Below are 14,332 nucleotides of genomic sequence, written 5' to 3' on the forward strand. Positions count from 1 at the left end.
AAAATACGTTTATAAGTGCACCCTTAATTATAAACAAGGCAGAAAATACTGTCAACCTAAAGCCGCCGGAAAGGGCGTAATTATTTTAAAAATCTTCGTACACTCTTCATAAAAACATGGTATACTAAGACGTATAAAATTTTTGAGGTGAACCATGTATCCATTATTGCGATTTAACAAACAGCAAATTCTTGAAAATACACAGACGATTGTAAAGGCCGCTGCCGAAAAAAACATCAGCGTTACCGGCATTACCAAATGCACCGGCGGCAATTATGAGATTGCCGAAACCCTGCTGGCGGGCGGCGTTACAGCCCTTGGCGATTCCCGCGTCCAAAATCTCGTCACCCTCGCAGACCTTCATTGCCCAAAATGGCTGATCCGCATGCCCATGCTCTCCGAGGTTGAAGAAACCGTTCTGTACGCCACCCTTTCCCTAAACTCCGAGCTTAAAACAGTCCAGGCTCTGGACGCGGCGGCGGCCAGGCACCATAAAAAGCACGAGGTGCTGATCATGGTGGATCTGGGCGATCTGCGTGAGGGCTATTTCACAGAGGAATCCCTCTGCGCGGATATGGCGGAGATGCTGAAGCTTAAAAACATTGACATCCGGGGTATCGGCGCCAACCTGTCCTGCACTGGCGCCATCGTACCCACTGTGGAAACCTACGAGCGCTTTAACGATTTCCAGACCCTTCTTAAAAAACGTTTTGATCTGGACTGCGCCATTACCTCCGGCGGCGCCTCCAGCACCTATTTTATGGTGGAGGATGGCACCATTCCCTCCTGTATCAATAACCTGCGCATCGGCGAGCTGATCCTCATCGGAAACGATACCTCCAACAACATGCGCTATGAAAATCTTCACGACGACAATTTTATCCTGGATGTGGAGATTATCGAAATCAAGGATAAACCCTCCATGCCCATTGGCAAAATCGGCTGTGACGCCTATGGCTGCACCCCGGTATTTGAAGACCGCGGTATCCGCAGGCGGGCCATCTGCGCCCTGGGCAAGCAGGATACCACCATGGAGGATCTGACCCCGCTGGATAAAGAACTTGAGATCATCGCCTCCAGCTCAGACCACCTGATTGTGGATATCACCGAGTGCGGCCGTGCTTACCAGGTCGGGGATATTGTGTCCTTCCGCTGCAATTACGTCAGCGCCCTTCACGCCTCCACCTCGGAATACATCTATAAATCTGCTTTTTAAGTGGAAGGTTGAAGGTGGAAAGTGGAAGGTTTTGGGACGCTTTAGCCAAGGCTCAAGCGATTTTAATTGCGGCCGCAGGCCGCATCTAATCAAATCTGCCTGTGGCAGATTTGCACCTGAACTTTCAACTATCCACTTTCAACTTTCAACTAGTGAATCCTCTTTTCAGGCTTTTCCTCTAATGTTAAAATTTTCCTTGCCCGTCTGGGCCATTTTTACTTTTTTGACCCCTTGTTTTTCCCCTGATTATGGTGTATGCTTGTGCTGTTGGAAAGCATTTATATCGTTGGAGGAAAAATGAAAAGCTTAAAAGGAAATTTGTTTATCATACTCTCGGCCTGTATCTTTGGTTTTACACCGATCATGGGAAAAATCACCTATCTTAACGGCAGCAATTCCATTATGCTGACCTTTCTGAGAACCTTTTTCTGTGTACCGGTTTTATGGATTATTTTAAAACAGCAGAAGGTGTCCTTTAAGCTTTCAAAACCACAGCTTAAACAGCTTCTGATCATCAGCTTTATCGGTTCTGCGGTCACCACCCTCATGCTGTACCAGTCCTATAACTACATACCAGTGGGCACTGCCACCACCCTGCACTTTGTCTATCCAGTGTTTGTGGCTCTGGGCGCCATTCTGATCTTTAAAGAGCATCTGACCAAGCCCAAAATTCTGGCCCTGGTCATCGCCACAGCTGGTATCAGCTTTTTTATGGGCGGTAAAATTGAAGGCGGCCTGCTGGGTATCCTCTTAGCCCTGGTTTCCGGCCTGACTTATGCCTTCTACATCCTGTATCTGGATAAAAGCAGTCTTTTAGATCTGCACCCGCTCAAGCTGTCCTTTTATATTAACCTGTTTGTGGCCGGCTTTGTCTTTATCTACGGCCTGTTCACCGGCACCCTGACCCTTGCCATCACCCCTATGGGCTGGCTGCTCTCCTTTCTGGTGGCCATGCTCTGCGGCTTTCTGGGCATTACCCTGTTCCAGCTGGGCGTCAAGCTGTCCGGGGGCACCACAGCCGCCATCCTCAGCATGTTTGAGCCCATCACCAGCGTGGTCTGCGGCATCGCCTTTCTGGGCGAGCCCGTTACGCTGAAAAGTGTGCTGGGCTGTGTGCTGATTCTGACCGGTGTCACCGTCCTCACCGTGTTTAAAGGGAAGGCGCCGGCTGAGACGCCTGATCTAAATTTAGAGTTTGCTGCCAATGAGGAAATGGAAAATTGAAAATTTAAAATGGAAAATTCATGTACAAAAAGCCCCTGGCTTTTTGATTGAGAGGCGGCTTACGCCGCATTTTAATCAAATTGCCAGAGGCTGTTTTTCTATCATTTGCCAGTTCACCTATGCATTTTATTGTCTGCGGCCACAGGTCGCTGTTTAAACCGCTTTTGCCAACGGCAAAAGGGTTCTGGAATTTTTCATTTTCCATCTTCAATTTCCTAAAGAATCATATTCGGATAAATCTTCCGCATAAAATCATCGGGATAGGTCTTATCCAGAAATTCCTCAAAGGCATTGTCCGCCTTCACGCCGTGGTCACGCTGGTCCCAGCGCTGGACCGCCAGGGCGGAAATCGCCATGTTAAAGACCATAAACACCACCAGCACCCAGGTCAGCACTACCCCCACCTTGTTGGGAATTTTTTCGATCCATTTGGAGAAATACGGGTAAATATCCTTTACCCACAAAAGCCCCAGAATGCCCCAGAACAGCCCATACAGCAGACAGGTGCGCCCGCCGATGTTGAGGGGAAGGTTGCTGTAATCCCAGGATACGGTCCCCATAAAATACTGTTGAAAGGCTGAACAGAGATACTCAAAGCCTGAGCCAATGACCATACTGAAAAGAAAGATGATCAGGTCTCTTTTATGGGCAAGAGGCCTTAAAACAATGGTCAGAACCACAGCTCCAAAGCCGTAGACTGGGTTAAAGGGGCCGTAAATCAAACCTGACCGGCTCTCAATAAGACCGTGCTGGGTTACAAAACAAAAAATCATTTCAAGAATCGTCCCTAAAAAACACCCGATCATAAAAATCCAGAATAGCTTATAAAAATTCAAGCCCGCCGCGAAGGAGCGGCTGCCTGAGTCGTTTTGGGCAGATGCCTGTGTCTTTTTCATGGTTTCCTCCATTTTGCTTTTATATTGATATGATTATATCTACCCAAAGATGCTAAAGTGGTAACAAAAAAGCGGCCCAGGGCCGCAGATAAATCAAATAAACAGGCTTCCAATCTGATAGACCAGCATGGAGATCAGATAGGCGGTACCCGTCTGGTACAAAATGGCAAAACCAAAGGTTTTCCAGTTTCCCAGCTCCTTTTTCATGGTCGCCAGAGCCGCCATGCAGGGCGATGCCAAAAGCACAAACAGGATAAAGCTGTAAGCCGAGAGCGGGGTGAATATCTGTCCGAGCGCCATGGTAAAGCCGCCGTCAAAGGTACTGGTCAGAACACTCATGGTGCTGATGATCATTTCCTTGGCCGCAATGCCCGATAATACCGAAACGCTGGCCACCCAGTTGCCGAAGCCCAATGGGGCAAAAATCGGGGCGATCAATTTTCCGAAGGCCGCCAGAATACTTTCATCGGCATTGGCGGTCATCTGGAAATTGGTGCCAAAGTTCTGGAGAAACCACAGCGCAACCGAGGCCGCAAAAATAATGGTGCCGGCGCGCACAATAAATTCCTTCACGCGCTGCCATACCTGGCTAACCGTGTTTTTAAGCACCGGCAGGCGGTAGGGAGGCAGTTCCAGCAGATAACCGGAATCCTGCCCCTTAAATACCGTTTTGGATAGGATTACGCCTGACACAAAGACCACCAGCAGACTCACGATATACAAGGAAAAAACCATGACAGACTGGGCTTTTGAGAAAAAGGCCGACGCCATGAGCACATAGATCGGCATCTTGGCCCCACAGGAGATAAACGGGGTCAGGATAATGGTGAGCTTCCGCTCCCGCTCATTCTCCAGAGTCCGTGTCGCCATAATCCCAGGCACCGAGCACCCAAGCCCCACGACCATTGGGATAAAGGATTTTCCCGAAAGGCCGAACTTCCGAAACACACGGTCCATCATGAAGGCCACCCGCGCCATATAGCCACTGTCCTCCAGCACAGAGATGAAGATAAACAGCACGGTAATCTGGGGGATAAAGGTCAGAACCGCCCCCACGCCGGTGATGGCCCCCTCGGTGACCAGAGCGATGAGCCACGGGGCCACGTTCAGCCCCTCCATAAAGCCCGTCACGCCGGGGATCAGCGTCCCGCTGATAAAACCCTCGATCAGACCTGTTGTGCCATCCCCCACCACGTTGATGGATACAAAATAAATGATAAACATAAAAATAAAGAAAATGGGCAGAGCCGCGTAGCGGTTCATGAGCACCTTATCCAGCCTGTCCTCAAAGGCCAGATGACTCTTGCCAATCTTTTTCGTAGCCCTTGCCACCTGATCAGTGATAAAGCGGTAGCGGTAATCCGCGATGGTGCTGTCCACATCCTGTCCGCTGATTTCCCTGATCTTTTCCCGGGCGTCATAGATGTCCTGATCCAGCCCAAAGCAGTTCGCCACCTTTTTCAGAATCTCATCATCCTTTTCAATGAGCTTGATGCTTCTGAAAATCTTTGGATAACCGGGCAGAATATCCGGGTAGGACCGCTGTACCAGATTGTCGAAATCAATGATGACCTTTTCGATATTATCTGGAAAAATCGGATTGAATTCCGGTGTTTTTCCGGCTTTCCGGTCACTCTCCAGCTTTTCCTCGACTGCCTTAATCAGCGCCTCAATACCGATCCCCTTTTGGGCGGATATCTCCATAAATGGAAAGCCGAACCCTTTTTTTAAGGAGTGAAGATCAAGCTTCAGTCCTTTTTTCTCAACAATGTCCATCATATTCAGCACACCGATGATGGGAATCTTCAATTCCATCAGCTGAGTGGTCAGGTACAGGTTTCGCTCAATGTTTGAGGCATCTAAAATATTGATGATCAGATCCGGCGGCTCACTCAGCAGAAAATCCCTTGATACGATCTCGTCCATGGAATAGGGAGCCAGCGAATAAATGCCTGGAAGGTCCACCAGCGTAATTTTGCTCACGGTATCCCGCAGATCCCCTTCCTTTTTTTCAATGGTGACCCCCGGCCAGTTCCCCACGTACAGATTGCTTCCAGTCAGGCTGTTAAATAGGGTGGTCTTTCCGGAATTCGGATTTCCCACCAGTGCAACGCGATAATTCATAAAATACTCCTCGGTTTTTAGGATGTCACATGAAACTAACTTACTCTTACAAGAGAAAAACCACCTTGAAAAAGGCGGTTTTTGTGATTTAATATTTATTTTGCATCTTAAAACAATTAGGCGATTAATATATTTTCAGCATCGTTTTTACGTAGGCTTAACGCATAGCCTCTAAGGTGAATTTCGATTGGATCTCCAAAGGGCGCTACCTTATCGACCATTACCTCCACACCAGGGGTTACGCCCATATCCATGAGCTTGCGGCGCATGAGGCCTTCCACTGAAATTGTATCAACCACACCTGATTCCCCAGGTCTTAAATCCTTCAATGTTGTTTTCATCTTTATCACCCACTGTCTGTTAAACTCTTTTGTTAGCTTTATTATACTTAATTAGACAGTACCTGTCAATGCATTTTGTGAAAAGATTGGTAATATTTAGTATTTTTTATGTAAAGCCTTATCTTTCGATGGGCTGCGCCTATTTAGCTTCCAGCAAAAACAGCAGCGGACGGTCTTCCTTGGACTGCCAGCTGAGTTTTCCCCACAGGTTGCCGTAACGGTAGCATTCATGTGCACCGTCATAGCTGCCATTCATATCGATAATAGCCAGGCAATATTTAAAAGTAAGCCGTGAAAAGAGCAAGGTACCGCTCTGTTTAACAGAACCGTTACCGATATAGAAGCCAGCGGCATCCAGACCGCTCAGCGCCTTTGTGGTCTTTTCTGCGGTCATATTGACCTGCGTCAGCCCGGCGGCTGTCAGCTCTTCTTTAAAGGAACTGTACTTTCTGATACGGGCTGCCTGCATCATGGTTTCGTAGTCGCCCCGGCTGGCATGGTCATTTTTCTGGGTCTGTGTGCAGTCGCTGGCGGTGTCGTGGTTTTTATTGCGGTAGTAACAGCTGCTGCCCTTCAAGCCCTGAAGGGTCTTATAGTAGGTCTTATTCACACGATAGTTGAAAACCTTGCCGTCTGTATCCATCTGTCGGTCGTCCTTACATCCCTGGACCGCACTGGCGTAAAGGCTGTTAATCTTTGCCTGCATGGCGGTAAGACTGTCCATATTCTGCTTTGTACGCTGCATACGCATGTTGCACATACCAATGTCGCCGCCGTTGGGCGTACCGTCCGCGTCTGCCACATTGCCCCCATACTGGGCAATGAGCCTGTTAAGGCTCTCGACATCCGCAGGATTCAGTCCGCCCGCGTCCAAAAGGGCCTGCATATCGGCAATGGCCTTTATTTTCGCTTTTGCTTCGGCTTCATTGCTGTCATAATCATACTGCATGGCGGTGAGAAGAATACCGTATCCCTGGGCATAGTAATTTTTGATGGCTTCATTAAAGGACTCACGTCCCTCAAGGGTCTGGCTGCTCCAGTCATAATTGTAGGAGGACAAGCTCTTAAAGGCCGTAAAAATATCAGTATCTTTTAAAAGCGCGCCTTCACCGGTAATGCCGCGTCCCAGATTCATCATATGATCATAATAACGGTTATCATTATTCTGGCTGGAATACACATGGCTCATGGCTGTGCGGATCTCGTCTAAGTGACCATCGGTTGTTTGGTCTGACATGTACTGGAGCGCGGTTTTAGCCGAGGTGTTGCACGCGTCAAAATCATTTTTCAAATCGCCCGCCACACTGTTTAAAGCATTGAGCCTTGCGAGAATATCGCTCCGGCGCTGCCCGTTGATGATTTCATCGGTGCTGTTATTCAGCTGGCGGCTCACCTGGCTGATCTGGTCCTGTATTTTGGTAAGCTCACTGTCCTGCGCGCCGGCGTCGATCTTACAGATAAGATCTGTGATAATATTGAGAAAGCCAAGCCCCGCAAAGCCTCCTGTATTTTTGATCTTATTGAGAACCTGTGTGGCCACATTCACGCTCTGGTTTGCGATCTGTTTCCCTATATCTGCCCCGTTGATGACAGGGCCGCCGCTCGCACCGCCTGTGAGGTCAACGGTTTTGGGGACATAATCGTCCGGCATTGTCAGCGTGATGTCGCTGTTCAGCGCTGTCCCGTCTGTGTAGGTCAGGGTGTCCGCCGGGAGAATCAAACGCCCGGTCCGGGCCCTGGACGCGTCTGGGTTGGCATCCTTTGTGAATTTGACTGTAAATCCAGTCTTGTCGGCGCCGGTGGTTACCGAGGTAACAGAAACACCTGCAAAGGCGCCGTCAAAGCTCACATCTCCCGCAGCCAGCCGTCTGTTAAGCTTTCCACCGTCAATACTGACGGCAGCTGTGTATGAGGGCTTGTCGGCCTGGGGATCATCAACGGTAATGCCGTTGCCTGCGAGGGCAAGGCTCACGGTCTCTACCGGCACGCTCACTGTCAGGTCAGACGCTGTCACATTACAGGCAGACGCCAGAATAAGGTTCCCGGTCGACTCAGACATTACCGCATTCTCGGGAAGCTTTAACACAAAATCCACCTGCGCCGGTGTTTTAGGGTCAACGCTCAACGACACCACAGCCGCCGTGTCAAAGGCTCCGCCCAGCTCCAGATTGTTGAGCTGGTTTTTGCTTCCCGCCAGGGTCTGGTAGTACCAGTCTGTATCCTTCACGCCAATAATTGTCAGCGTTCCGCTGATATAACGGGCATCGGCATGGACACTTTTTCCGGTTTTGGCGTTTTCCAGTCCTTCCAGTGTCACGGCCTCCTTTAAATCGGTGACGACAAGGTCCGCAACGCCATCAATCGTGTCTGCTGCCTGCAGCTGTATTTGCTGGCTTTCAGCCGCTGATGGCTTTGTAAGGTCAACCGCCTCATCGGCAAGAGCGGCTGGGCTGTATCCCATCATCAGGGTTAAAATGAGCAGAAAAGCCATACATCTTTTAAGTCGAAGTGTTCTTTTCATGATATGACCTCCTCTTTAGAAACGTTTAATTAATTATTATTATATAAAATATGCCAAAAAAATCAATGACCTGTGCACCAATAAGCGGTTAAACGCCATCAATGGTAGCACAGGCCATTAAAAGGATTCAGGCTCCTCGGCCAGGGCTTATGGAGATGCCGATTTCTCCTTCAGCGTAATACCCATCCGGGAAAGCCTTTCCATAATGTGTGACCTGGTCTCTCGATAGTGCTGCTTGGGAATCGGGACATCAATTCCATCGCGCAGAAAAACAGAGCTGTATTCCAGATGGTCCACATAATTCAGGTTAATGATAAAGCTGCGGTGGACTCTTAAAAACGTGTCCGGCAGCCGTTTTGCCAGCGCGGTGATCGATTCGTCAACCTGAACCCGGTCCCCCACCCGGCAGATCATGCTGTGGTGCTTAAAGGCCTCGATAAAAAGAATGCTGTGGGTTTCCAAAATATACGGCCGTTTACGGATATGCACCTCAACCTTTTGGGAAGCCTGCTGTTTTTCATCAATTTGTTTCTGCATGTAGCGGTAAGTCTCACGGCCGCAGGCATAAGGAAACACCTCCCCTTCCTGAAGCACATCCCACTCGTTGGAAACATGCAGGTGTACCACCCGCCAGCCCTCGGGCTGCTTTTGATAGACAAAGGTAAGCCGCTGGTTCTGCTTAAGAACATAGCCGGTCTTTGGGTCTGTATAAGCATTCAGGCGGCCGGTCACAATAACAGTATCTGCGGTTCTGTAGGCAATCTCACAGTCTGCCCCCTCTGTGCAGACAGGCACATCCTGTTCAAGCTCAAGGACTTCGCGCATTGCTTTTTTCCCATGAATATATTGGTTCTGCAGCGCCCCGATCCACAGTACATGCTCATCCATATATCGCATCACAAATTCCAGATCCCGTTCACCATGCGCCTCCATAATCCGCTCTGTCAGCGCAGTCAGGTCTTCCGGCTGGCGGCCCTGCCTATCATCCTGTCTGGCGCTCCTGCTTTCTCCCATCCACATCGCCTCCTTTTGGCTTATAATATCAAAAAAGCGCAGAGGCCTCTGAGCCGCTGCTCAGACCACATACGCTTATTTTATTGTCCATTTCAGGCGCGGAGCATCTTGATGCTGCTGTCACGACCTGTCATAGGTTTTATTCAAAATCTTAGCCAGATACTGCCCGGTGTAGGATTCCTTCACCTTGGCGACTTCCTCTGGGGTCCCTGTGCATACGATGGTTCCGCCGCCATCGCCGCCTTCTGGCCCCAGGTCAATGATATGGTCGGCAACCTTTACCATGTCCAGCTGATGCTCAATGACCACCACGGTACTGCCCGTATCGGCCAGGCGCTGCAGTACGTCGATCAGCCTGGCGACATCGGCCATATGCAGCCCCGTGGTCGGTTCGTCCAGAATATAAAGGGTGCGGCCCGTATTGCGCTTTGAAAGCTCTGTGGCGAGTTTGATCCGCTGCGCTTCACCGCCGGAAAGCTGTGTGGACGGCTGTCCGAGCTTCACATAACCAAGCCCCACGTCATAAAGGGTCTGCATTTTATTGCGGATATTGGGCAGATGCTCGAAAAACTTCAGCGATTCCTCAACCGTCATATCCAGCACATCTGCAATGTTTTTACCTTTGTACTTAACCTCCAGCGTTTCACGGTTATACCGTTGTCCGTGGCAGACCTCACAAGGCACATAGACGTCGGGCAGGAAGTGCATTTCGATTTTGAGGATGCCGTCGCCGCTGCATTTTTCACAGCGGCCGCCCTTCACGTTAAAGCTGAAGCGGCCCTTTTTATAGCCCCGGGCCTTGGCCTCGGGGGTCTTGGCGAAAAGGTCCCGGATCATGTCGAACACGCCGGTATAGGTGGCCGGATTGGACCTTGGCGTCCGGCCGATGGGTGATTGGTCAATGGCGATAACCTTGTCGATCTCATCTAGGCCTTCGATGCTTTTGTATTTTCCGGGCTTCTTAAAGCTGCGGTACAGCTTCTGGGAAGCGCCCTTGTATAAAATCTCATTGACCAGCGTACTCTTTCCGGAGCCGGAAACCCCCGTGACACAGATAAACTTGCCCAGCGGGAAGGACACGTCAATGTTCTTCAGATTATTCTGGGTCGCGCCCTTGATGGTGATGGCCGTGCCTTTGCCGGCCCGGCGCTCCTTTGGCACCGCAATCTGCTTTTTACCGCTCAGGTACTGGCCGGTAATGGAGTCCGGTGCCTTCTTGATATCCTCAACCGTCCCCTCGGCAATGATCTCGCCGCCGTGAACGCCAGCGCCCGGGCCGATGTCCACGATCCAGTCCGCTTCCTCCATGGTTTCGTCATCATGCTCCACCACCACCAGGGTATTGCCCAGATCGGTGAGGCGGCGCAGGGTTTTCAGCAGCTTCTGGTTATCCCGCTGGTGCAGGCCGATGCTGGGCTCATCCAGCACATAGAGCACCCCCACAAGACCGGAGCCGATCTGGGTCGCCAGGCGGATACGCTGGGATTCGCCGCCGGACAGGGTTCCCGCGGCCCGGGACAGTGTCAGGTATTCCAGGCCAACATCCTGTAAAAATTTCAGGCGGGCGTTGATCTCGATAAAAATCTGTTCGCCAATCATCTGTTCCGTTTCCGTGAGCTCCATGTCTGAAAAGAAGCCCAAAAGCTCCCTGACCGACATATCGGTCAGGTCGATGATGTTTTTGTCCTGCACGGTGACCGCAAGGCTGGTGGGGTTCAGGCGTTTTCCCTTGCACTTTGGACAGGGGATTTCGGACATGTACTTGTCGATAAGGCTGCGCATGCCCTCGGAGTGGGTTTCCTGATAGCGGCGCTCCATATTGTTGACAAGACCTTCAAAGGTGGTCGTATAGGTGCCTGAAAACTTGCCCTCATACTCAATTTCCAGAATTTCGTCCGAGCCGTAAAGCAGCTCCTGAAGAAAGGCCTCCGGCGCTTCTGTCAGGGGCTGGTCCAGGGTAAAGTTGTATTTTTTCGCAATGGCACGTATGAGGTTGACCATGATTTTCGAGTCGTTCTTCAACCCAAAAAACTTGATGGCCCCCTGTTCCACAGACAGGCTCTTATCCGGGATCAGCAGATCCGGGTCAATCTCCTTATGAAAGCCAAGGCCGTGGCACTCGGGGCACATCCCGAAGGGGTTGTTAAAGGAAAAGGTCCGGGGCTCCAGAGTATCCATGGCAATGCCGCAGTCGGGACAGGACAGCTTTTCGCTGAAAAGCTGCTGTTCGCCGCCGATTATGTCGCAGATTACCAGACCGTTGGCCAGGTGCAGGGCTGTCTCGATGGAATCGGTCAGGCGCTTGGTCATGTTTTCCTTGCTCTTAAGGCGGTCAACTACGACCTCGATGCTGTGCTTCTTGTTTTTTTCCAGCTCGATGTCCTCACTGGTCTCTCTGGCCTCACCGTCCACGATCAGGCGCACATAGCCTTCTTTTTTCAAATGGTCCAGTAGTTTTTTGTGCTGTCCCTTTTCGCCGCGCACCACGGGCGCCAAAATCTGGAACTTGGTACCGGGCTCCAGGGCCTGGACCGTGTCCACGATCTGGTCCACACTCTGGGACTCAATGACCTTGCCGCATTTTGGGCAGTGCGGGATACCAATCCGGGCATAAAGCAGACGGAAATAATCGTATATTTCCGTCACGGTCCCCACGGTGGAGCGGGGATTGCGGTTGGTGGTTTTCTGGTCAATGGAAATGGCCGGCGACAGGCCGTCAATGCTTTCCACGTTGGGCTTTTGGGTCTGTCCCAGAAACTGTCTGGCGTAGGCGGAGAGGGACTCGACATAGCGTCTCTGCCCCTCCGCGTAAATGGTATCAAAGGCCAGCGAGGATTTGCCCGAACCGCTCAGGCCAGTCAGCACCACCAGCTGGTCCCTCGGTATTTTGACATTAATATTTTTAAGGTTGTGCTCTTTGGCACCCTTGACATCTATGTATTTCATTTATTTCCTTTCAATTCTTTAATCCGGTCACGCAGGGCCGCGGCCTTTTCAAACTCAAGATTTTCCGCGGCGGCCAGCATTTCTGCTTCAAGGTTCATGAGCTCAGCCTGTACGTCCATCACTTCGTCTTCCAACACATAGGATGCCTGATCCTCGGCCACCTTTGTGACCTCGAGGGAATCGCGGATTTCCTTATGGACCGACTGCGGTACAATACCATGGGCCTCGTTAAATTCGCTCTGAATCTTGCGGCGGCGGTTGGTTTCGCTGATGGCGTAGTCCATGGATTTGGTGATCCGGTCTGCGTACATAAGCACCTTGCCCTCCACATTTCTGGCCGCCCGGCCAATGGTCTGGATCAGCGAGGTTTCAGAGCGCAGGTAGCCTTCCTTATCCGCATCCAGAATCGCGACCAGTCCAACCTCTGGCAGGTCCAGCCCTTCTCTTAAAAGGTTGATGCCCACCAGCACGTCAAATTCGCCCATGCGCAGCTCCTTGAGGATTTTTGTCCGTTCGATGGTGTCGATATCGGAGTGCAGGTAATTGACCCGGATGCCGTTTTCCTTGAAATACTGGGTCAGATCCTCGGCCATCTTCTTGGTTAAGGTGGTCACCAGCACCCGGTTGCCCTTTGACACCGTCTCATTGATTTCACCCATCAAATCGTCGATCTGTCCCTTGATGGGCCGCACAAAGATTTCAGGATCAATGAGGCCTGTGGGCCGGATAATCTGTTCGACGGTTTGTTCGCTGTGTTCTTTTTCATATTTACTCGGCGTGGCCGAGGTAAAGACCATCTGGTTGATCTTGCCCTCAAACTCCTCAAAGTTAAGGGGGCGGTTATCATAGGCCGAGGGCAGCCGGAAGCCGTAATCCACCAAATTCTGTTTTCGGGCCCTGTCGCCCGAGGACATGCCGCCAATCTGCGGAATGGATACGTGGGACTCATCCGCGAACATTAAAAAGTCCTTTGGAAAATAGTCGATCAACGTATAGGGCGGCGCGCCCGGGGGCGAGCCGTTAATATAGCGGGTATAGTTCTCAATGCCGTTACAGTAGCCCATCTCCTTGAGCATCTCAAGGTCATAGTTGGTCCGCTGCAGGATACGCTGGGCCTCGACCAGCTGGTTGTGTTCGGTAAAATAATCGTAGCGGTCGGCCAGCTCGTCGCGGATCCCCTTGATGGCCACCTCCAGCTTTTCGGGCGTGGTGGTGTAATGCGACGCGGGAAAGATGGAAACGTGGCTGAGCTCACCGGTAATCTCGCCCGTGATGGTGTCGATCTCGGTGATCCGGTCGATTTCATCGCCGAAAAATTCCAGGCGCACAGCCTTTCCCGACGATGCCGCCGGATAGATTTCCAGAATATCGCCCCTTACCCGGAAGTTGTTACGCTCAAAGGCGATGTCGTTGCGGGTATACTGGATGTCCACCAGCTTCCGGATCACCGCGTCGCGGTCCTTTTCCATGCCCGGACGCAGCGAAAGCACCAGATTTTCGTAATCGATGGGGCTCCCAAGTCCGTAAATACAGGACACGCTGGCCACCACGATCACGTCACGGCGCTCGAAAAGAGCCGCTGTGGCCGAGTGGCGCATTTTATCAATCTCATCATTGATGGAGGAATCCTTCTCAATGTAGAGATCCGAGTGCGGCACATAGGCCTCCGGCTGGTAATAATCATAATAGGATACAAAATACTCTACTGCGTTTTCCGGAAAAAAGCTCCGGAACTCGTTGGCGAGCTGTGCCGCCAGTGTTTTATTATGGGCGATGATCAGCGTCGGCTTCTGGACGGCTTCGATCACCTTGGCCATGGTGTAGGTTTTCCCGGAGCCGGTGACGCCTAAAAGGGTCTGAAATTTGAGCCCTCTGTCAATGCCGTCGGCCAGCTCCCGGATCGCTTTTTCCTGGTCGCCCTTTGGTTCATAGTCGGATACTACTTTAAATGGTTTCATTCAATCACCTTTGTAACCCTTCAATCCAAGAAACATGTGTTCTCTTATTGTACCACTTTTGCCGTTTTTGTCAATGGGAATCAGTTCAATAT

General features: G+C 50.9%; 10 protein-coding genes. 2 read left to right on the forward strand and 8 right to left on the reverse strand.

The window, feature by feature from the left end; genetic code table 11:
- The first annotated feature begins 154 nt into the window (after positions 1 to 154).
- Entirely contained in the window at positions 155 to 1,216 is a 1,062-nt protein-coding gene (locus CPZ25_RS07600) for an alanine/ornithine racemase family PLP-dependent enzyme (RefSeq protein ID WP_096920448.1), read from the forward strand.
- A 297-nt stretch (positions 1,217 to 1,513) separates the two neighbouring features.
- Positions 1,514 to 2,440 (forward strand): DMT family transporter, encoded by a 927-nt coding sequence (locus CPZ25_RS07605; protein WP_096920447.1) that lies wholly within the window; start codon positions 1,514 to 1,516, stop codon positions 2,438 to 2,440.
- Between the two features lie 4 nt (positions 2,441 to 2,444).
- Here the strand turns inward: CPZ25_RS07605 and CPZ25_RS07610 are convergent, their stop codons facing one another.
- The 8 genes from CPZ25_RS07610 to uvrB form a co-directional block, all read right to left on the reverse strand.
- Positions 2,445 to 2,645 (reverse strand): hypothetical protein, encoded by a 201-nt coding sequence (locus CPZ25_RS07610; protein ID WP_096920446.1) that lies wholly within the window; start codon positions 2,643 to 2,645, stop codon positions 2,445 to 2,447.
- Positions 2,646 to 2,655: 10 nt separating this feature from the next.
- Entirely contained in the window at positions 2,656 to 3,336 is a 681-nt protein-coding gene (locus tag CPZ25_RS07615) for a putative ABC transporter permease (RefSeq protein ID WP_243129362.1), read from the reverse strand.
- A gap of 93 nt (positions 3,337 to 3,429) precedes the next feature.
- A complete protein-coding gene (gene feoB, locus CPZ25_RS07620; RefSeq protein ID WP_096920444.1) occupies positions 3,430 to 5,460 on the reverse strand; it encodes a ferrous iron transport protein B in 2,031 nt (676 codons plus the stop codon).
- Between the two features lie 116 nt (positions 5,461 to 5,576).
- The gene (locus CPZ25_RS07625) at positions 5,577 to 5,801 is read right to left on the reverse strand and encodes a FeoA family protein (RefSeq protein ID WP_013381339.1); all 225 of its coding nucleotides are present in this window, start codon (positions 5,799 to 5,801) and stop codon (positions 5,577 to 5,579) included.
- A gap of 139 nt (positions 5,802 to 5,940) precedes the next feature.
- A complete protein-coding gene (locus tag CPZ25_RS07630; protein ID WP_096920443.1) occupies positions 5,941 to 8,322 on the reverse strand; it encodes a hypothetical protein in 2,382 nt (793 codons plus the stop codon).
- A 147-nt stretch (positions 8,323 to 8,469) separates the two neighbouring features.
- Positions 8,470 to 9,336, reverse strand: a complete 867-nt coding sequence (locus CPZ25_RS07635) for a LytTR family transcriptional regulator (RefSeq protein ID WP_058693834.1) — start codon at positions 9,334 to 9,336, stop codon at positions 8,470 to 8,472.
- Positions 9,337 to 9,456: 120 nt separating this feature from the next.
- A complete protein-coding gene (uvrA, locus tag CPZ25_RS07640; RefSeq protein WP_096920442.1) occupies positions 9,457 to 12,282 on the reverse strand; it encodes an excinuclease ABC subunit UvrA in 2,826 nt (941 codons plus the stop codon).
- Positions 12,279 to 14,240 carry an excinuclease ABC subunit UvrB gene (gene uvrB, locus CPZ25_RS07645; RefSeq protein WP_096920441.1) on the reverse strand — a complete coding sequence of 654 codons (1,962 nt, stop codon included), beginning with the start codon at positions 14,238 to 14,240 and terminating at the stop codon, positions 12,279 to 12,281. The genes uvrA and uvrB overlap by 4 nt, the downstream gene beginning before the upstream one ends.
- Positions 14,241 to 14,332: the final 92 nt, after the last annotated feature.

The organism is Eubacterium maltosivorans (genome assembly GCF_002441855.2).
Lineage (GTDB): Bacteria > Bacillota > Clostridia > Eubacteriales > Eubacteriaceae > Eubacterium > Eubacterium maltosivorans.